The organism is Vibrio sp. R-1, assembly GCF_035615595.1.
Classification (GTDB): domain Bacteria; phylum Pseudomonadota; class Gammaproteobacteria; order Enterobacterales; family Vibrionaceae; genus Vibrio; species Vibrio cholerae.
Window position 1 is genome coordinate 62,208 of sequence record NZ_WPDC01000007.1, and the last position, 18,772, is coordinate 80,979.

The 18,772-nt window shown below is 49.8% G+C and carries 17 protein-coding genes; 9 read left to right on the forward strand and 8 right to left on the reverse strand.

Annotated features, from left to right (window positions below):
* Window positions 1-7 precede the first annotated feature (7 nt).
* On the reverse strand, window positions 8-1,639 hold the full coding sequence (locus GOU96_RS02850; protein ID WP_175248226.1) for a (2,3-dihydroxybenzoyl)adenylate synthase: 1,632 nt from the start codon (window positions 1,637-1,639) through the stop codon (window positions 8-10).
* A 10-nt stretch (window positions 1,640-1,649) separates the two neighbouring features.
* A complete protein-coding gene (locus GOU96_RS02855; RefSeq protein ID WP_134986927.1) occupies window positions 1,650-2,837 on the reverse strand; it encodes an isochorismate synthase in 1,188 nt (395 codons plus the stop codon).
* A 176-nt stretch (window positions 2,838-3,013) separates the two neighbouring features.
* On the opposite strand from GOU96_RS02855, the gene GOU96_RS02860 reads away from it, so the two are divergent.
* Window positions 3,014-3,793: a 2,3-dihydro-2,3-dihydroxybenzoate dehydrogenase gene (locus GOU96_RS02860; RefSeq protein WP_223275059.1), complete on the forward strand. Its 780-nt coding sequence runs from the start codon at window positions 3,014-3,016 to the stop codon at window positions 3,791-3,793.
* Window positions 3,794-3,804: 11 nt separating this feature from the next.
* Here the strand turns inward: GOU96_RS02860 and vibH are convergent, their stop codons facing one another.
* On the reverse strand, window positions 3,805-5,121 hold the full coding sequence (vibH, locus tag GOU96_RS02865) for a norspermidine-2,3-dihydroxybenzoate synthase VibH (protein ID WP_267780739.1): 1,317 nt from the start codon (window positions 5,119-5,121) through the stop codon (window positions 3,805-3,807).
* A gap of 195 nt (window positions 5,122-5,316) precedes the next feature.
* On the opposite strand from vibH, the gene fepB reads away from it, so the two are divergent.
* From fepB to GOU96_RS02890, 5 genes are all read left to right on the forward strand, one after another.
* Window positions 5,317-6,276 (forward strand): Fe2+-enterobactin ABC transporter substrate-binding protein, encoded by a 960-nt coding sequence (gene fepB, locus GOU96_RS02870; protein WP_000789214.1) that lies wholly within the window; start codon window positions 5,317-5,319, stop codon window positions 6,274-6,276.
* Window positions 6,273-7,325 carry a FecCD family ABC transporter permease gene (locus tag GOU96_RS02875; protein ID WP_001001112.1) on the forward strand — a complete coding sequence of 351 codons (1,053 nt, stop codon included), beginning with the start codon at window positions 6,273-6,275 and terminating at the stop codon, window positions 7,323-7,325. The genes fepB and GOU96_RS02875 overlap by 4 nt, the downstream gene beginning before the upstream one ends.
* The gene (locus GOU96_RS02880; RefSeq protein ID WP_174500012.1) at window positions 7,304-8,380 is read left to right on the forward strand and encodes a FecCD family ABC transporter permease; all 1,077 of its coding nucleotides are present in this window, start codon (window positions 7,304-7,306) and stop codon (window positions 8,378-8,380) included. The genes GOU96_RS02875 and GOU96_RS02880 overlap by 22 nt, the downstream gene beginning before the upstream one ends.
* Before the next feature lie 115 nt (window positions 8,381-8,495).
* Complete coding sequence (locus tag GOU96_RS02885; protein ID WP_113628949.1) at window positions 8,496-9,335, forward strand: ABC transporter ATP-binding protein; 840 nt, start codon at window positions 8,496-8,498, stop codon at window positions 9,333-9,335.
* Window positions 9,336-9,337: 2 nt separating this feature from the next.
* Entirely contained in the window at window positions 9,338-10,030 is a 693-nt protein-coding gene (locus GOU96_RS02890; RefSeq protein ID WP_113628950.1) for a 4'-phosphopantetheinyl transferase family protein, read from the forward strand.
* Between the two features lie 37 nt (window positions 10,031-10,067).
* Here GOU96_RS02890 and GOU96_RS02895 read toward each other — a convergent pair whose 3' ends face one another.
* Both GOU96_RS02895 and GOU96_RS02900 read right to left on the reverse strand, forming a co-directional pair.
* Window positions 10,068-11,618, reverse strand: coding sequence for an alanine/glycine:cation symporter family protein (locus GOU96_RS02895; RefSeq protein WP_001190518.1), 1,551 nt, complete (start codon window positions 11,616-11,618; stop codon window positions 10,068-10,070).
* A 366-nt stretch (window positions 11,619-11,984) separates the two neighbouring features.
* Window positions 11,985-13,247 carry a D-amino acid dehydrogenase gene (locus GOU96_RS02900; RefSeq protein ID WP_000453469.1) on the reverse strand — a complete coding sequence of 421 codons (1,263 nt, stop codon included), beginning with the start codon at window positions 13,245-13,247 and terminating at the stop codon, window positions 11,985-11,987.
* A 306-nt stretch (window positions 13,248-13,553) separates the two neighbouring features.
* On the opposite strand from GOU96_RS02900, the gene GOU96_RS02905 reads away from it, so the two are divergent.
* The 3 genes from GOU96_RS02905 to GOU96_RS02915 all read left to right on the forward strand — a co-directional run bounded on the left by GOU96_RS02905 (window position 13,554) and on the right by GOU96_RS02915 (window position 15,541).
* Complete coding sequence (locus GOU96_RS02905) at window positions 13,554-14,531, forward strand: ion channel (RefSeq protein WP_001118852.1); 978 nt, start codon at window positions 13,554-13,556, stop codon at window positions 14,529-14,531.
* 242 nt (window positions 14,532-14,773) lie between these two features.
* A complete protein-coding gene (locus GOU96_RS02910) occupies window positions 14,774-15,103 on the forward strand; it encodes a DOPA 4,5-dioxygenase family protein (protein ID WP_000468221.1) in 330 nt (109 codons plus the stop codon).
* 165 nt (window positions 15,104-15,268) lie between these two features.
* Window positions 15,269-15,541 (forward strand): hypothetical protein, encoded by a 273-nt coding sequence (locus tag GOU96_RS02915; protein WP_001924794.1) that lies wholly within the window; start codon window positions 15,269-15,271, stop codon window positions 15,539-15,541.
* A 33-nt stretch (window positions 15,542-15,574) separates the two neighbouring features.
* On the opposite strand, the gene GOU96_RS02920 is transcribed toward GOU96_RS02915, so the two are convergent.
* From GOU96_RS02920 to GOU96_RS02930, 3 genes are all read right to left on the reverse strand, one after another.
* Window positions 15,575-16,258 (reverse strand): response regulator, encoded by a 684-nt coding sequence (locus GOU96_RS02920; RefSeq protein ID WP_000970288.1) that lies wholly within the window; start codon window positions 16,256-16,258, stop codon window positions 15,575-15,577.
* A 13-nt stretch (window positions 16,259-16,271) separates the two neighbouring features.
* Window positions 16,272-17,969 (reverse strand): ATP-binding protein, encoded by a 1,698-nt coding sequence (locus tag GOU96_RS02925; RefSeq protein ID WP_001889148.1) that lies wholly within the window; start codon window positions 17,967-17,969, stop codon window positions 16,272-16,274.
* A gap of 70 nt (window positions 17,970-18,039) precedes the next feature.
* On the reverse strand, window positions 18,040-18,772 hold a 733-nt coding region (locus GOU96_RS02930; protein ID WP_324701943.1), incomplete at its 5' end, for a sodium ion-translocating decarboxylase subunit beta.

Genomic DNA, 18,772 nt, shown 5'->3' on the forward strand with positions numbered 1-18,772 from the left:
ATTGTCTTTACATTGATAACGCTAAGCCGAGCGTGTCAAATCGACGACGAAGCGCGTTCTTATCGATTTTTCCAACCGATGTTTTGGGCAGTTGATCGATAAATTGGATTTGATCTGGGATTTTGTAATCGGCGAGCCCCGCTTGGTGTAAAAAACGTTTGAGCTGGATGGTATTCACCGACTGCTCGGGTTTGAGTACGATCACCGCGCAACTGCGCTCTCCTAGGTATTCGTCACTGATGGCAATTAAAGCGGCATCATGCACTGCTGGATGATGTAAAAGCTGATTTTCCACCTCTTCGGCGGCAATCTTTTCCCCTCCACGATTGATCTGATCTTTGGCCCTTCCGGTGACAATCACGTAACCTTCGCTACTGAGTTTGACTTTATCGCCGGTGATGTAAAAACCTTGTGCATTGAACGCTCGTTGATTGTGCTGCTCGGCTCGATAGTAACCGCGAATCGTATAGGGACCTTGGGTTAACAGATACCCTTCTTCTCCGCTAGCGACAGGTAGACCCTGCTCATCAACCACCAGTAATTGATCGTGAGCGGAGATAGGCCGACCTTGAGTTGTAGCAATCACTTCCGCACTGTCATCCAAACGAGTGTAATTGACCAAGCCTTCTGCCATTCCAAACACTTGTTGCAATTGGCAGCCCAAGGCTTGTGGCAGACGCCTTGCGGCCGCTTCACTAAATTTTGCCCCGCCCACTTGCACAAAGTGCAATGAAGAGAGATCGCAGGTGCTTTTTTCTGCGTGATCCATCCAGAGTAGTGCTAAAGGCGGCACCAACGCGGTAACAGTAATTTTATGCTGTTCTATCAATTTAAACGCGTGTTGGGGGGACGCATCTTGACTGAGGATAACGCAGCCACCCGCCCAGAAAACACCGAGTGCGCCGGGGGAGCTGAGCGGGAAGTTATGTGCCGCGGGCAGTACGCACAGATAGCGGGTATGCTGATCAAAACGGCAAATTTCGACACTGGCGGTTACGCTGTAGGCGTAATCATTGTGGGTACGCGGGATGAGCTTGGGAGTGCCCGTTGTGCCACCGGAGAGTTGGAAAAAGGCGATTTGATTCGGGTCGGCATTCGCTTGACAAGATGATGCCGAGTAGCAACTCGCCAGTTCAATAAATTTTGGATCTGTCACTCGAGTTTGGCCGCGTACAATCACATTCTGCAGTGTTGGGCAGCAAGCAAGCAGTTCTTGCGCCAAAGCTTGATAGTCAAATGGTCGTTGAGCGCCATCAATGAGGTAAGCTTTGGCTTGGCTGTGCTGACAAAAATAGCGAATTTCCGCTAAACGGTGAGCGGGGAGCGCCAGAATCGGTCGTATGCCTTGTCGCAGTAAAGCGAAAAAGCATAAATAGAATTCCGCGACATTGCCTAATTGCAGCACTACGTTATCGCCACAGCCTAGCCCAAGTTCGGTAAATCCGGCAGCAAGCTGCTCAATACGTTCGAGCATAGCTTGGTAACGCCACTGCTGATTATCACCGACCAGCGCAAGCGCATTGGGGGTACGCTCAGCACTTTGCTGTAAGTAATCGAGCAAGGTTTTATCTTGCCAGTAGCCTAACTGACGGTATTGAGCGGCAAGCGCCTCTGGCCAAGGGGTAAAATCGGTTGTCATTCTTATCTCCTTAAGCGGTGAGCACATCGTTGAGCTCAATACCTGCCGCAGCCAAGATGGTTTTCATCTTCGCACCCGTCTCTTCCAGTTCGCTTTGTGGTAACGACTGATCGACAATCCCTGCGCCAGCAAAAAGCTTCATTTGGTGAGATCCCACTTCAGCACAGCGAATGGTGACTACCCACTCACCATTGCCACGTGCATCACACCAACCGACCATGCCAGTGAAGTAGCCACGATCAAATTCTTCCAGCTCTCTTATTGCTTGATAAGCCGATTCGCGCGGAAAACCGCATACGGCTGGAGTGGGGTGTAAATCGGCGGCGACTTGCAAAGCACAAACCTCAGGATCGCTGACTTGTCCTTCAAGTAGGGTTGAGAGGTGCAGCATGGTTTCGGTTTCAATCACAGAAGGCACCATGGGGGTGTACAAGTTACGACAGTAGCGGCTCATGATCCGCTCGACTTCTTCGACGACTAAACCGTGCTCATGCAAATCTTTGGCGGTATTGAGCAGTGAGGCACGGCGCTGCGCATTTTCTTGGGCATCTTGACTTCGCGAGCGCGAGCCAGCCAGTGGGTTTGAGATGAGATAGTTTCCGCGTTTGGCGACCAAGAGTTCAGGGCTTGCACCAATCAGCTTTCTCTGCTCGTCCAAGCTGGCCGCAAAAGTATAGCCGTGATGATTAATGGCGAGCAGATTACGCAGCAAGGTCGGTAGTGCTATCTCTTGCTCGGTGGCAATTTCAATGGCGCGCGACAGCACCACTTTAGACAGCCCAGAGTGATGAAACATGTTGAGCAGATGGCTTACACCTTGCTTGTATTGCTCTCCTGATGGCGAGGAGATGAGTTTAGCCACTTGGCGGGAGAGGTGAGCTGGACGGTTTAAGCGCGGGCTACTCGACACGTATAAGGTGCGCGGAATCATAAATCGAGTCGGTGTTTTAGGGTCAAACGGCACTATGCCAAACAGTAATGGATTGTCGCACTCATCACGTTTGGCCTGCTGCAAAAGCTGTTTGGCTTGGTTAGCCAGTTCAGCAAAAGGAATGGCTTGCTGAAAAGCATGAGCGACTCCACAACCGAGCATTGACTGGTTTGCTGAGGCAAAGAAAAACGGTGAGTGAGTGAGTTGGGTATCGATCAGATGTTCAGACATAGTGGTGTATCCGACCACTTCACGCTTCATGACCATGTTGTTTATCCATATTTGCGAGTGAATGGGTTGCGTTGCCAAGCGCAACAGATTACATTTGCTTACATTCAAATGAGAATGGTTTTTATTAATAAATGCAAGCAATTTCCATTTGGTCTGATAATCAAAGTGATGATTGTGAAGGTTGATCTCGTTTGTGATAGGGGATGAAAGATATGTCGTTGGTTAACAGCAAGGTTCTTCTAGTGGGGTCAGCGCGTGGGATAGGGTTCTCCGTGCTTGAACATTTATTGCAAGCGGGAGCGCAAGTGATGGCGGCAGATTGTGAGTGGCAGTTGTTGCTAGAGCAGAGTGAGTCGTTATTGGGGCGTTATCCGGACCAGCTCACTTTAAAAAAACTCGACTTAGCAGAGCCTGAAGCGGTGCGCGAGCAAGTCAATCAATGGGCTGAGCAAGTGGCGGGATTTGATCATCTGGTCTGCTGCGCAGGAATCCTACATGTTGCGCCATTGCATGAAATGCCACTGGAACAAGTGAGTTCCATTTTTACTGTGAATGCTTTTGGTGTATTGGCCTGTATGCAAGGTGTCGCTTCAAGTATGAAAGCGTGTCAGCAGGGGAGTATGGTGATTATTGGGTCTAATGCTGCCAATACCCCGCGCATGTCGATTGGGGCTTATGGCGCTTCAAAAGCCGCATTACACATGCTGGTTAAGTGCATTGGCATGGAGCTAGCCCCTTACGGAATTCGTTGCAATTTGGTCAGTCCCGGCTCTACGCGCACCGCTATGCAGCAACAGCTTTGGACTGAGCAGTATGGTGAGGCGCAAGTCATTGCCGGAGATGCTGCGCAATTTCGGTTGGGGATCCCGCTCAATAAAATTGCCGAGCCAGCGGATATTGCTCAAGCGGTCCTGTTTTTGTTATCCGATAAGGCAGGTCACATCACACTGCATGATTTACGAGTGGATGGTGGAGCCACGCTCGATCATTGATCGTTCATCTTTCAACTGGCGATAGCTTGTGTGGAGGTGGCGGTTGCCAGTGCCGCAGGCTCTGCGAGTAGGCGTGCAACATCTTGATCCACCTGTTGGAAACGGGCGAGTAACTGCTCGAAAAAACGTGGAAACCGCTCGCAATGACTTTGCCAGTGGGGGTGCGGGTAGCTGGCTAAATCTGCGGTGATGTCTAGACAGAGTTCATGCTGGGGTGAGCCACGAAAGGTAAAATTAATCCCTTCTGCAGAGCCTGAAGCCAGCACCTTGAGCTCAGTCTGGCAATCAGCAAAGTGTGGGGACTCAAAAGGCAATATATTGATAAATGGGCTCATAAAGTAACTTTGCTCAGTATTTAGCCCTTGATCTTGTTCTATTTGTTCAATGCGATAGCGGCCATGCAAATAGAGTGAGCGTAGCGCTTGCCCTGACTGTTTAAGGTAGTTGCCGAGCGAGGTTTGCTGCGCGGAAAGACGCAGCAAGGGCAGCGAGTTAACCATTAAACCGGGCACATTAGCGGCCACGCTGCCCCATCGGTTCATAAAGGGCAGCCACAGCCAAGGCGTATCAGGTTCAGCCGATTCCAAATAGAGCGCACACAGCGCGACTAAGGCATCAGGCCAGCCAATCTGACTCGCGTTAGCGAGCTTGAGTAACAAATGGTTGAGTTGGCTATCGAGTGTGTAAGAGAGGCTCACGGCATGGCTGAGTTGAGGATCATAGGTTGTAGAGGTGAGCGCTAAGTCGGGAGCTTCGCGTAAATAGCCTTGCCAAAACTGCTTATCTTGCCAGTAGCGATGGCTGGTAAGATAAGCCGCCTCTTCTTCCAGATAGGATTGATAAGGTTTAAACGCGGCAGTTGGCGTCTGCCCACTGAGCAAGGATTGGTAATGCTGACTGAGGCGCTGCTCAAACAGCATCATGCCATAACCGTCCAGCACAATGTGGTGCGTACGGGTATAGATAAGGTGCTCATTGTGTGACAAACGATACACTTGATGGCTCGTTATTGGCGCGTCAATCAGTGTGGTTGGGCGCTGTAAATCCTGCTCTATTTGCCGCCAAGCTAAAGGTTTTGCTTCAAGGTGGATGCTGAGGTCTTGATAGTCGATAGTCGGAGAAAATGGATGCCAATACAGCTCACCTTGCGCAGAAAAGCGAGCACGGAACAGATCTATCTCACTGACGGTTAAATGCAGTGCGCGCAGCAAAAGTGTGGTGTCTAAAGGCCCTGTCAGGCGTAGCGAATGGGCAACGGTGTCGAGATTAATGTGAGGATAAGCCAGATGGCGCTGCCAAAAAGGCTTTTGAGCCAATAACATAGACACGATATTAAGCCTTATCCAGTTGGAGAATCATAGTTACTCTTTCGCGTGAGGCGCTGTTTGGTGGCTTGGTTGCGAGCCTGGGGGGGCATGGATATACTGAGTTCACTTTTTACTCACCCCTCTGTCTCTAGAGTCCAGCCTAAGATGATTGATGAGCGATAGTAAACTTTTAACGAAATGAGAATCAATATTACAATGAAAAATATTTTTATTTTATTGTCTGTGATATTGGGTTGCCTGTTCAGTGGTCTTGTCAGCGCGCAGCAGAATGTTTGGCCAAGAACCTTTCAGAATGCGGACGGTTCAATCACGACGATTCCCTCTCAGCCAAAGCGAATTTTGTCGACGGCCGTCACGGTGACCGGAACACTGCTGGCGATAGATGCGCCAGTCATTGCTAGCGCTGCGACCACGCAAAGCACCTTTTTTGAGCAGTGGCGAAAGCTGGCAGAGCTGCGTCAAGTGAAAAAACTTTGGCCTGCGGGAAGTGTCGATCTCGAATCGGTGTATGTCGAGCAACCGGATTTGATCGTGGTTTCCATGATAGGCGCGGATTCCGCTCGCGATCAAATTCCGCTTTTACAAGCGATTGCACCGACCATCTTGGTCGATTACAGCGATCAAACTTGGCAATCTTTGGCGCAGCAGTTGGGGCTTGCTACCGGACTTGAAGATCAAGCGGAGCGCACAATACACAATTTTGAGCAGTGGACAAAGCAAGTGCGAGATGTGCTGGATCTGCCCAAGGGGCGCGCCAATATTGTGAGCTACCATGGCCCCGGTGTGGTCAATGCGGTGGCGAAAGCGCAAAGTGCTCATGCTCAACTGTTGCAATCGGTCGGGGTTGCGTTGGAGGAGCCAGATCCAGCATGGCAAGCGGGTTCCATCGCCCATCGAGATTTTCTGCGCATCCATTATGAGCATTTAACTCAGTTGCAGGCTGAGACCACGTTTCTTATCACGATGACCGATCAGCAAGCTCAAGCTTTTCTCCACGATCCGATTTTGAAAAACTTGCCTTCGATCCAGCGCAAGCAAGTTTATGGATTGGGTGAAAACTCATTTCGCATTGACCTGTTCAGTGCCCGAGAAATCATTAACTCACTGCTGCGACGCTTTGCTGGCGAGCAAGCACAATCTTTAGTCATGCCATGAATGAGGCGATGGGAATCAGAGTTGCGTCCTCAAAGCGAGAAAATCCGACGTTGGCTGGGCGTGATTACTGGTTAATGGGGTTGATGCTGGTGGCATTGATGGGATTGACGATAAGCAGTGTGTTTGTCGGATCTCGCGACATTCCTTATGCCGTGACTTTCGATGCGCTGTTTCATTTTGATGAGCAGAACACTCAGCATCTTCTAGTGCATTACCTACGTGTGCCGCGCACGGGGTTAGCGATATTGGTGGGCGCAGCGCTTGGTGCTGCAGGCGTTATCATGCAAGCGATGACGCGTAACCCATTGGCGGATCCGGGCATTTTGGGTGTCAATGCGGGCGCAATCTTGATGGTGGTGATTGGCATTGCTGGGTTTGGTCTAACCGATATGCTGCACTATTTGTGGTTTGGCTTATTTGGCGCGGCAGCAACCAGTGTGGGCGTTTATCTGCTGGCAGGTATCAATCAATCCCCCAATCCCGTTCGAGTGGTGCTGGCTGGTGCGGCGATGACGGTGGTGCTCTTGTCTATGACTCATTTGATTATGCTCAATAGCGCCCAAGAGGTGTTTAACCAGTTTCGACATTGGTCGATTGGCTCTTTGCAAGGCAGAGGATATGAAGTTTTGCTGCCGACAAGTGTATTCGTACTACTCGGGTTGATCGCGGCTGTCTTGCTCGCCCGCGGATTGGATACTGTGGTACTTGGGCATGACGCGGGCAAAGCATTAGGCGTCAATCCGTTATGGATCTGGATCGCTTCTGCCGCCGTAGTCACGCTGTTGGCTGGCACTGCAACCGCAGCGGCTGGGCCAATCAGTTTTCTTGGCTTAACCGCACCCCATTTAGCGCGGCTTTGGGTGGGCGCTGAACATCGTCGCTTACTGCCTTACTCTATGTTGCTTGGGGCGCTGTTATTGTTAGGTGCCGATCTGGCCGGGCGGCTAATCGGTTCAAACGATGAAATTAGTGCAGGGATCATGGTCGCCTTAATCGGAGGGCCAGTCTTTGTGCTATTGGTGAGACGATGGAAACTATCACATCTGTAGCCCCAGAAGGTCGGTTGAATCAAACTCGTTTTTGGCTGTGGCGAAAAGGGGCATATACGCTGCGCATTGAGCGGCGCAACATTGCTGTTGCGTTGGTGCTAAGCCTTATTGTTTTGGCCTTGGTTGTGCTTGCGATCTGTGTCGGCAAATTGCCGATTTCAATCTCTGACGTCACTGCCATTTTATTGGGGGAAGTTACCTCAGGGTTCAAACGACAAGTCTTGCTCGATATCCGTTTACCTCGGATTTTCACGGCGCTGTTTGCTGGCGCGGCCTTAGGCCTTTCCGGCGCTATTTTCCAATCGATCTCTCGTAATCCGCTTGGTTCTCCGGACATCATTGGTTTCACCTCTGGCGCGGCCACCGGGGCTTTGCTGCAAATTATTTTATTTGCCGGCAGTGGGTTAGCCGTGGCTTTTTCGGCGATTGCTGGCGGAGTCATGACGGCCATCGCGGTCTATCTGTTGTCGGTAAAGTCAGGAACGGTCGGGCGCTATCGGCTAGTGCTAACCGGGATTGGCGTGGGTTCAGTGTTGACGGCGCTCAATGGCTTGCTGCTAGTCAAAGGCAGTTTAGACAGCGCCATCACCGCCAATTTATGGCTATCGGGCTCACTGCATGCCCGAGAATGGAGCCACGTATTTCCTGTCATGTGTGGCGTGTTGATGCTGCTGCCGCTTATCAAAGGTCTTGCACGCTCATTACAAATGCTTGAGATGGGGGATGAGATTGCCCGTCAACTTGGGGTCGCAGTCGAGCCGATACGCTTATTCATGATTCTCGCCGCGGTGACTTTGGCGGCATTAGCGACAGGAGCCGCAGGACCGATCGCCTTTATCGCTCTGGCCGCTCCTCAACTTGCCGCTCGCTTGCGTCAAACCGCCAATATTCCGCTGGTGAGTGCAGGTTTAATGGGAGCTTGCTTACTGTTAGGGGCTGATTTGCTCACTCAGTGGATGCCGCTCGCCTTAACCCTCCCCATCGGGCGAATTACGGGATTGGTTGGGGGCATGTATTTATTGATGTTATTGATGCGTTCAAAAAATACGGTTTAAACCGCATCACATGCCAACAGGTTTTTAAGCTATTTGCGCGCAGCCGTCAGCCCGTACTTTGAGCCATTCGACGCTGTGCGGAATAAAGAGAATTTTGATTGAGTGAAATGCCGTTATGGACACAATTTGGGATGCAGGCTTACAGAGCGCCGTATTAAAGGCCAAAGATCACAGGCTTAAGGCTGAGCGACTGAGTTTGGGTTATGAAGGAAAATCGGTGTGTAATGCGCTGGATTTGGCGATTCCGCACGGGAAATTTTCGGTGATAGTTGGGCCTAATGGCTGTGGTAAATCAACCTTGCTAAAAAGCTTGTGTCGTTTACTCAAGCCGCTGGCTGGGCAAGTATTACTGGATGGTCAGAATATTCACCACTTACCGACCAAGGTGGTAGCCAAGCAGCTCGGATTACTGCCTCAAAGCGCGTTGACACCAGAAGGGATAAAGGTGGTCGATTTGGTCTCGCGTGGGCGTTATCCTCACCAAGGGCTATTTCGCCAGTGGAGTAGGGCGGATGAACAAGCGGTAGAAGAGGCGATGCGAGCCACTCACGTCTATGAGCTTGCGCAGCACAGTGTGGATCAGCTTTCCGGTGGTCAGCGTCAGCGGGTTTGGGTCGCCATGGCGCTGGCGCAGCAAACGCCGTATTTACTGCTTGATGAGCCCACCACTTATCTTGATATTGCTCACCAAATCGAACTGCTCGATCTCTTTTGGCGGCTTAATCGTCAGCAAGGACATACTCTAGTCGCCGTGCTGCACGATCTGAATCAGGCGTGTCGTTACGCCGACCATCTGATTGTGTTGCAAGAAGGCAAAATCGTCGCGCAGGGCGATCCACACTCTTTGGTGACTCCAGCGTTGGTTAAGCAAGCCTTTGGGATTGATTGTGTGGTGATGCCCGATCCTATCTCCAGCACGCCTTTGATTATCCCTTATTCGTTAAAGCGCGGTTAAACATGGCTTTTATGATTTCAATGCCAGCGATTGAGCTGGCAGGATTGACTATTCAGGTTTGCCAATTCGATCCTCAGCAATTTGATGAGGATCAGCAGCGCTATTTAGCCTCTCCCGTCTACCATAGCCTGCACAAGGCCGTGGTTAAGCGCCAAGCAGAATTTGTCGCAGGACGTAAGTTAGTGCAGCAAGCGCTCAAACAGATCGGACAGGGTTACGATAGGCCAATTGCTATCGGAACCCATCGAGAGCCAATATGGCCTGCTGGGATCACAGGTTCGATCGCCCATTGTGACGGTTGGGCAGTATGCACTGTGCTTAAGGCAGAACACCTCTCGCTTGGTATTGATATTGAACATCGGCTCGCACATCAAACCGCTAGTGAGGTGCAAGCTATGATCGGTACCGCCCAAGAGTGGGCGCTGTTAGCGCAACAGTTCGATCTCGCTTCAGCGGTGACTTTGCTGTTTTCTGCAAAAGAGAGTCTATTTAAAGCGCTATTCCCACAAGTACAAATCTACCTTGATTTCAGCGATGCCCAGCTCATTGGGTTGGATGGCAACCAACTTACCTTGCGGCTGAGCATTGATCGTAAACCGTTAATACCTGATGCGGATTATAAGGTGCATTTTGTATGGCAGGAGAGTCGTGTAATCAGTGCTATACGGCAAATAAAAAGGGTTAGCGAATGCTAACCCTTTGACTTATTTATGTTGTGTTCACTGCTTTTTCTTATAGTGAGCTAGTTTGCTCTACCCTTTGGGTCTCTTTCACTTCCGCGGTTGGGGCTTTGCCCGTTTTGCGAAGGTATTTTCCTTCCCAGTACGTCGCTCCTTTGATACCAAGCTTCACTGGGTTGAAGGTAAATTCGGTCACACCTTGTTTTTGCTGATCTTCATAATCTTTCAAAGCCGCCATGGTTGGCTTAGACATAAAGAAGATGATGATGATGCCGACAATGTTGAGCCAAGCCATTAAGCCTACCCCGACATCACCCAGCGCCCATGCCAAGTTCGCGGTTTTCACTGTGCCGTAGAATACCGATGCCATCAGTACAAGTTTGAGCACAAACATCAAACCATCGACTTTGAAGGTACGGCGGATATAGGCCACGTTAGTCTCAGCGATGTAGTAGTAAGCCAAAATTGTAGTAAAGGCGAAGAAGAACAACGCAAACGCCACGAACGGTTTACCAATGCCGGGGAGGGCACTATCTACCGCAATTTGGGTAAAGGCTGGGCTGCTGGCAATGATGTCCGCTGGCAGGTTTTGCACAAGGAACATGCCTTCAGCGGCACCGTGAACGTTGTAAGCGCCGGTGATCAAAATCATGAACGCGGTGGCTGAACAGACCATCAAGGTATCAATGTAGATAGAGAAAGACTGTACCAAACCTTGCTGTGCTGGGTGTTCTACACTGGCTGCCGCTGCGGCGTGTGGGCCAGTACCTTGGCCTGCTTCGTTAGAGTAAACCCCACGTTTTACCCCCCAACCAATCGCCGCACCTACGCCAGCCATTGGTGAGAATGCGTCGCCGACGATCATCGCAATAATGCGTGGAACTTCACCGATGTTGAGCAGAATGATCACGAACGCAGTGATGATGTACGCCAGCGCCATAAAAGGCACCACGATCTGAGTGAAGCTTGCGATACGTTTTACGCCACCAAAGATAATGAAGCCAAGTAGGATTGAAATCACCGTACCGGTGAAAATTTTGGCAAAGCTAAAGGTGCCGAGTGCGGTTTCAATCATTGGGCCTGAGCCAAATGCTGACTCAACGGCGTTGCCGATACTGTTAGATTGCACGCCAGGCAGCAACACCCCACAAGCAAAGATGGTCGCAATCGCGAAGACCCAAGCGTACCATTTTTGACCCATGGCTTTTTCGATGTAGTAAGCGGGGCCGCCACGGAATTCACCGTTGTCTTCTTCTTTATAAATTTGCGCCAGAGTGGATTCTGCATACGCGGTGGCGGCACCAAAAAACGCAACCATCCACATCCAGAATACCGCACCCGGGCCACCGAAACCGATAGCGGCAGCAACCCCAGCAATGTTACCAGTACCCACACGGCCTGAGAGTGATACGGCGAGCGCTTGGAAAGAGGAGATCCCTTTTGAGGATTCTTTATTATTCAGAAGTAGGCGCCACATTTCGAAGAAGTGACGAACCTGTACAAAACGAGTCAGAACGGAATAAAACAAGCCAGCGCCGAGGCAGAGATAAATCAGCGCCGGACTCCAGATGATTCCATTCAGAAAATCAACAAATGACTGCATAAGTAGTTTCCCTGTAAATGAGTTGTTGTGTTTATTGTGTCTGTTGTGTGTTCGGTATATTAATCTTTTTGTAACTCAAATGTTAATTCTTTTATCTGGCAAAGAATGGATGCGTGACGCTGAACACAAAAACTGTTTATTCGTTGTACAACGGGCTGAGTATTGGAGGGTGTGGTGAATTTTTGGTCAATCTGGTGGGTGATATGTGCTAGATAAAAATTTTATGCTTTGGTTAAGTAGGATAAAAATAAATAAGAAATGACCATAATTTAGTCAGCTTATTGGAGTTTTACACTGTGGATGGCGTGCGGATTGTGAGAGATGACTCTGCCATGCTCCTGCAGGCAGAGCCAAAAAGCCGCGCATTTAAGATGCTTTCGGATAACGGAACAGATCTAGCCCCAAACGGCTGAGCGGGCTTTCGCCATGGGTGAGCACATCGGCCAGAATACTGGCGGAGCCGCAAGCCATGGTCCATCCCAGTGTGCCATGCCCAGTATTGGTATAGAGATTGGTATAGGGAGTGGCACCGATGATTGGTGTGCCATCGGGAGTCATGGGACGAAAACCGGTCCAGAATTGCCCTTTTGCAAAATCACCGCCGTGCGGAAACAAATCACGCGCGACCATCTCAATCGTCGCTTTACGTGCTTCTGGAATCGCTGGATCAAAACCCGCTAACTCAGCCGTTCCCGCCACGCGGATCCGATCGGAAAAGCGAGTCAGCGCAACCTTATAGGTTTCATCCATCACGGTCGATTGCGGCGCAAATTTTTCATCAATAATCGGTAAGGTTAACGAGTATCCTTTTACTGGGTAGACAGGTATTTCAATCCCCAGCGGTTTAAGCAATGAGGTCGAATAACTGCCCAATGCGACCACATAAGCATCCGCTTTGAGCAAGCCTAAATCGGTTTGGACACCGATGATCTTTTTGCCCTCACAAACCAATTGCTGAATGTGACAGTCAAAATGAAAACGTACACCCTGTTGCTTGGCCAGTTCGGTTAGTTGTTGGCAAAACAAGTAACAATCGCCCGTTTCGTCATCCGGCAGCCATAGACCGCCCACCAGTTTTTCCTGCACAGGGGCGAGCCCCGGTTCATGAGTCAGACACTGGGCGACATTCAGCAATTCAAAACGTACGCCACTTTGCGCTAGAAGCTGCATGTCTTTTTCAATCGCGGTTAACTGCTTTTCATCACGAAATACTTGCAAAGTGCCGCGTTGGCGGCCTTGGTAATCGAGCGAATAGGTTTGATTGAGTGCTTTTAAACACTCGCGGCTATAGTTGGCAATCGCCAACATCCGCGATTTGTTAACTTGGTAGCGCGACAACTGGCAGTTGAGCAGCATCTTGCCCATCCAGCTCAGTAATGCAGGATCAAGCGAGGGTTGGATTTTGAGTGGTGCATGTTCTTCCAGCATCCATTTTAGAGCTTTTTGCGGAATGCCCGGCGCAGCCCAAGGGGAAGAGTAGCCATAGGATATTTGCCCTGCGTTCGCAAAGCTGGTTTCTTCGGCGCTACGTGGTTGGCGATCGACGACGGTGACATCATGGCCTGCCTGCGCAAGATACCAAGCGCTGGTTAATCCAACCACACCACTGCCTAAAACCAAAACTTCCATGCTTGACTCCTCTTGCCTCGATTGGCTCAGTCTCTGAAGTTTTCGATTGTTTAACAATCGAGAAAAATTTCCCCCACCTTTTAGCCAAACCTCGAGCAAATTTCAACCGTTGTCGCCTCGCAATGTGAGGCGCTTGAGCAGAGTCTTGCTTATCGTTCAATATCTTTCCTGCCTGCAACGCCAAGTCGTTGGAGCAGACCTCGATGGTGGCTAATCGATAGGGCGACAAATTTCTAAGGGATAAGTGACGCTCTAGTGATCGCTTCCTAAACTAATAGGGCATATCTAAGGCGTGGAGAGTAAAGGATGGCCAAGCAACCCGAGACCTGTTGTTACTGTAGCCCTAGTGGTTGGCAATGTGACCAAGCTGCAGGAGAAAGTGGCTTATGCTATTGGCACGACCCAGTGATAGATAAAAGTCGAGATGATGTGAAAGAGAAGGTCGAGGCTTGGGCGCATTCTGGACGTCCGCTCGATGGTTTTCAATTAGCGAAAACGGACTTACAACACATCAACTTAGTGAATCGTGGCAGCGCGAGTGGGTACTCTTGTCGGCAAGCGGATTTTTACCGCGCAAATCTCTCTCATGCACATTTTTTTAAACTCGATTTACAAGGCTCATCATTAATGAAAGCCAATCTCTCTGGAGCAAACTTGCACTGTGCGCGGTTGGGTGACGTGAATTTTCTCGGTGTTGAGCTTTCGAAAACTCGTCTCGAAAATATTGAGTGGGGGGCATCTTTTAAACAGGAAATCGAGGCTTTGAAAGCTCGAAGTGCGCGAGATTCTGCGAAGGAAATTGCCCTTTATCAAGAGCTTGAGGAAGTGTGTCGCAACATACGTAAACAGTGTGAAATGCAAGGTTTGTTCGAAGAAGCGGGGCGGTTTTTTAAACGAGAAATGCGCTTTCGTCGCTATCAAATGCCACGACTGAGTCTAAGTCGTCTGATCTCAAAAATTGTCGACCTGTTTTGCGGTTATGGTGAGGATCCTCTGCGAGTTGTGGCGTTTTCGATTGTCGTGATTTTGAGCTGTGCCGTGAGTTATTACTTATTAGGCACGACCATCAGCAACCCGCTTTACCCCAATGCTCAAGGGTGGCAGAAAGAGGTATTTGAGTTTATGAACTCTATCTATTTCAGCGTAGTCACCTTTACAACCTTAGGGTATGGCGATATCTCACCGCACGGTTTTGCACGTTTTATTGCAGCCTTTGAAGCATTTATGGGCAGTTTCACCATGGCGTTGTTCGTGGTGGTTTTTGTTAAAAAAATGACCCGTTAAGCGGGTTATTGTTGTCATTCTAACCAGTCGATAAAGATCAACAACGGAATAGACTGATACTTCGGTTTGGAAGAAGGTATTCTTGGCGTCATTGATATACGCTTCCTCGTTGACGTTGCAGCGGGTGATCTTGATTTATCTTCACTTGCCAGCGATCCGCAATGTTACGAGTTTGGGTATAGATGTTATCTTGCAAAGACGTCAGCTAATGGTTTGAATGCCATGCTGAACAAGGAGTGATTATGTTCCATGCCCATGTTTATTTTGACCCAGACCAAGCGATTGTCGCGGAGCGCTTTCGCCAACAAATTGCCCGTGAACGCCGTGATGTGATCGCTTTATTTGGTTTAGTTCCGCGTCGTGTTGGCCCGCATGTTAAGCCGATGTTTGAAATGCATTTTCGCGATAACCAACACGGCTTACTGGAATGGTTAGAGGAAAATCGCGGCGCGCTGAGTGTACTGATCCATCCGGTTTCGGGCGATGATGCTTATGACCATCAAGACGACCGCATCCGCTGGCTCGGTGAGCCGTTAGGTTTAAATCGCACCATTTTCCGTTATACACAGTGAGTTCTCTTAGGCGGTGACTCAACGAGTTGATTAAATCAGAATTGAAGATAACCACATAAAAACCAATAAGATTTTTATCGCTACGGCGAACTTTGAATCGCTTCATGCTTAGCGGAGTCGAAATCCATTGTAATAGGGCGACTCAATAGCCACAGTGGTGATGCGATGTTAGTAAGAAAAGTTTCTAGAGATTTGGCTTGTGCCCAAGCGCGAGAAAATTGGTTGGCCTATTGGCAGCACTTTAGCCGTGATAATCAGGCGTTTTGCGCTGAGATTAACTGCTTAACGCCATCTTCTCAGGCGATGCTAGTGAAATGCGATAAAGATGAAGAAGGGGTATTTGTGATCCCACTTTGTCAGTGTCACAGCAACAACTTAGAAGGAATGTTGGAAATAGGGGAGAGCACCGAAGTGATCCCCTTTCACTACACTTTGTAACTCATGCCTGATGCATTCGGCATGCTGAGTGGGTTAGCGCTTTTGATAAAGTCGTTCGGGACGGCCCACCCGACCATGCTGAATACAGGCTTCCAGAAAACCACTGGCCACACAATATTCCAAATAACGTCTGGCCGTGGTTTTGCTGATCCCAATCGCTTGTCCTAACAATTCTGCGGTGTAGGCCGCTTGCGGTTCATGGTGATAAATCTCTTGGATTTTGATTAAGGTCAGCTCATCAATCCCTTTCGGCAACCCATCAAGCTGCTCGGTTTTGGCTTGAAAATTAAACAGCTCATCGACGTGTCTTTGATTCACACTGTCATTGGCGCGCAGCGAGCTGATGTACTTCAGATACCGTTCCAGCGAGTTTTGTACTCGATCGTAGGCGATCGGTTTTAACAGGTAATCAAAAACCCCGCAGCGTACGGCTTCGCGCACGGTCTCCATATCCGAAGCGGCAGTGATGAAAATGACATCCGGCGCTTGCGGTTGATGGGTTAGCTCTTTCAAAAACTCAATGCCACGACCATCAGGCAGGTAGTTATCCAAGAAAATCAGTTTAGGTTTGAGAATGCGCACCATATTGCGCGCTTCGTTGATACTTTGAGCCACGCCGACTGGGCGAAAGCGGGCGGTTTGTTTGAGATAAAAGCTGTGCACGTCAGCAATACTCGTTTCATCCTCTACGATCAATACGTCGATTAATTCCATCATAATCAAACTCTTCTTATGCCCGTTCGGCAAGCGCTGGAAGGTTTTCCGCCGCAAGCGTTTTGGGTCTATTGGGAATAAAAATAGAAAAAATAGTCCCTTGCGGCTCCGCACTGTCGATAAGAATCGATCCATGAGCCTGAGTGACAAATTGATGGACAAGGTAAAGTCCGATACCGTGTCCTTCTTGGTTTTTGCTACTCACTCCCTTGAGAAACAAAGTTTGCGCGATGTCGGCCGAGATCCCGATGCCGTTGTCCGCCACTTCAATCACCAACTCCGCACCGTTATCGGTCAGCAGCAGAGAAATGGTTTTATTGCTGTGTGGATTTTTTAGCGTGGCTTCAAACGCGTTATCCAGCAGATTGCCAAGTACCGCCGCCAGTTCATCTGAAGTCATGCACTGCGGCTCTTGGTGCAGATGCGATAGCGGATCGAACTCTAAACACAGTCCTAACTCTTTGGCGCGGCTGTATTTCCCCAGCAGTAACCCCGCGATCACTTTCGGGTGAAAAGTTTGGGCGATGAAATCGATCAGCTGTTGCTGCTCTGCCGTTTCGCGGCGAATGGTTTTCACTGCTTCGTCGTACGCACCGATTTGAATTAAGCCGCCGATGGTTGAGAGGCGGTTGGCAAACTCGTGACTCATCACGCGCAGATTATCGTTATGTTGACGGATCTGGGTGAGCTGCGAGGTGAGTGTGTTAAAATCATTGCGGCGACGAAAGCTGACCACCCAGCCGATTTGTTGCTGCCCAGAGTTGATTGGTACCCGATTCGCGACCAAGGTTTCACCATTACAGCTGATCAGTTCATCTTGCTGGCTGACACGGTTTTGCTGCGCCAACTTGCCAAACGGGCTTGCGCCCATAAAAAAGCAGGTTGGAGTGATGAACTCTTGAACATTACGCCCAATCAAATGGGTCGGCTGATGGGCAATGCCCAAAATATTCAGTGCCTTAGCATTGACGGACAGGATTTCCCCTTTCAAGCTGATCGCGACGATACCTTCATACACACTTTGTAAAATCGACTGCTGTAGGTTGAGGTTCATGGCGATCTCTTCCGGCTCCATATTGAACATCTGCTGTTTGATATGGCGGGTAAAGATCCAAGCGCCGAGCGCAGAAAGCAGCATTAAAAGCAGCACAGTGAAAATCACTGGGTAGGAGTAAACCCGCAGCCAACTGCTGATGTTATCGAGCAGGTAGCCAACAGAAACCACGCCGAGGATCTCTCCCGAAGGGGCGACAATCGCGGCTTTGCCACGAATGGCCCAACCTAGGCTGCCTTTTTGGGTTGAGGTGTAATATTCGCCCTCTTTTAATGCGCGACGGCTGTCACCGCCTTGCATCGGTAAACCAATTTTTTGCTCATCCGGATGCGCGATGCGAATGCCATTGGCATCACCAATCACAATAAAATTGGCATCCGAGATGCGTTGTAAACGATCGATTTTGGCCTGCACTTCAGCAAGCCGATTTTGTTGGATCAGCACAATGAGATTGGGGTCGGTCGCAATTTCGCGCGCTTGGATTAGCGCTTTGGTGCTGATCTGATCTTGTAAGGTTTCACTTAAGGTTTGATGAAAAAAGCCAGCCACCAGCGAAAGCTGGATCACCACCATAGCCACCAAAAGAGCGCCGACCCTCTGTTGAAACGAAAGCGTCTGGCAGACCTTGGTGTGTAAAAATTGCGTGAGGGATATGTTCATGCCGGCGAGTCTATCCTTGCTATAAATGAGGCTTATTGATTGGGGTCTAAGAAACCCCAACCAATTATGTTTAGCCCATCACATATTTGATCATTACCCCAGCGGCGACCGCAGAACCAATCACCCCCGCGACGTTTGGGCCCATGGCATGCATCAGCAAAAAGTTCTGCGCATTGGCTTCAAGCCCAACCTTGTTGGAAACGCGTGCCGCCATCGGTACAGCCGAAACTCCAGCTGAGCCAATCAGCGGATTGAGTTTGGTAGTGGTTAAACGGTTCATCAGTTTCGCCATCAACACCCCAGCCGCAGTGCCGACACAAAACGCTACAATACCGAGCACCAAAATGCCGATGGTTTGAGGCTGCAGGAACTTATCAGCCATCAGCTTGGAGCCGACGGACAAGCCAAGGAAAATGGTCACTATGTTGATGAGGGCGTTTTGCGCCGTATCGGATAAACGCTCCACCACGCCACATTCACGCATCAAGTTACCAAAGCAGAACATGCCGAGCAGTGGCGTTGCCGAAGGCAGCAAGAGAGCAATCAAGAGCAGCAGTAGGAGCGGAAAGCCGATTTTTTCCAGCTTGTGCACCTGACGCAGCTGCTGCATCTGAATTTTACGCTCTTCTTGCGTGGTAAGCGCACGCATGATCGGCGGCTGAATCATAGGCACTAACGCCATGTAGGAGTAAGCGGCGACGGCAATCGCTCCCAACAATTCAGGTGCGAGCATACTCGATACATAAATCGCGGTTGGGCCATCAGCCCCGCCGATGATGCCAATCGCCGCCGCTTGCGCCACG

Excerpts from the sequence above, each read along its gene's own strand:
- GOU96_RS02925 (WP_001889148.1), bottom strand. The coding sequence starts at position 17,969 with ATGAACATATCCCTCACGCAATTTTTACACACCAAGGTCTGCCAGACG.
- GOU96_RS02880 (WP_174500012.1), top strand. The coding sequence starts at position 7,304 with ATGGAAACTATCACATCTGTAGCCCCAGAAGGTCGGTTGAATCAAACT.
- GOU96_RS02915 (WP_001924794.1), top strand. The coding sequence starts at position 15,269 with ATGTTAGTAAGAAAAGTTTCTAGAGATTTGGCTTGTGCCCAAGCGCGA.
- GOU96_RS02910 (WP_000468221.1), top strand. The coding sequence starts at position 14,774 with ATGTTCCATGCCCATGTTTATTTTGACCCAGACCAAGCGATTGTCGCG.
- GOU96_RS02905 (WP_001118852.1), top strand. The coding sequence starts at position 13,554 with ATGGCCAAGCAACCCGAGACCTGTTGTTACTGTAGCCCTAGTGGTTGG.
- fepB (WP_000789214.1), top strand. The coding sequence starts at position 5,317 with ATGAAAAATATTTTTATTTTATTGTCTGTGATATTGGGTTGCCTGTTC.
- GOU96_RS02885 (WP_113628949.1), top strand. The coding sequence starts at position 8,496 with ATGGACACAATTTGGGATGCAGGCTTACAGAGCGCCGTATTAAAGGCC.
- GOU96_RS02920 (WP_000970288.1), bottom strand. The coding sequence starts at position 16,258 with ATGATGGAATTAATCGACGTATTGATCGTAGAGGATGAAACGAGTATT.
- GOU96_RS02900 (WP_000453469.1), bottom strand. The coding sequence starts at position 13,247 with ATGGAAGTTTTGGTTTTAGGCAGTGGTGTGGTTGGATTAACCAGCGCT.
- GOU96_RS02855 (WP_134986927.1), bottom strand. The coding sequence starts at position 2,837 with ATGGTCATGAAGCGTGAAGTGGTCGGATACACCACTATGTCTGAACAT.
- GOU96_RS02875 (WP_001001112.1), top strand. The coding sequence starts at position 6,273 with ATGAATGAGGCGATGGGAATCAGAGTTGCGTCCTCAAAGCGAGAAAAT.
- GOU96_RS02895 (WP_001190518.1), bottom strand. The coding sequence starts at position 11,618 with ATGCAGTCATTTGTTGATTTTCTGAATGGAATCATCTGGAGTCCGGCG.
- GOU96_RS02890 (WP_113628950.1), top strand. The coding sequence starts at position 9,338 with ATGGCTTTTATGATTTCAATGCCAGCGATTGAGCTGGCAGGATTGACT.
- GOU96_RS02860 (WP_223275059.1), top strand. The coding sequence starts at position 3,014 with ATGTCGTTGGTTAACAGCAAGGTTCTTCTAGTGGGGTCAGCGCGTGGG.
- GOU96_RS02850 (WP_175248226.1), bottom strand. The coding sequence starts at position 1,639 with ATGACAACCGATTTTACCCCTTGGCCAGAGGCGCTTGCCGCTCAATAC.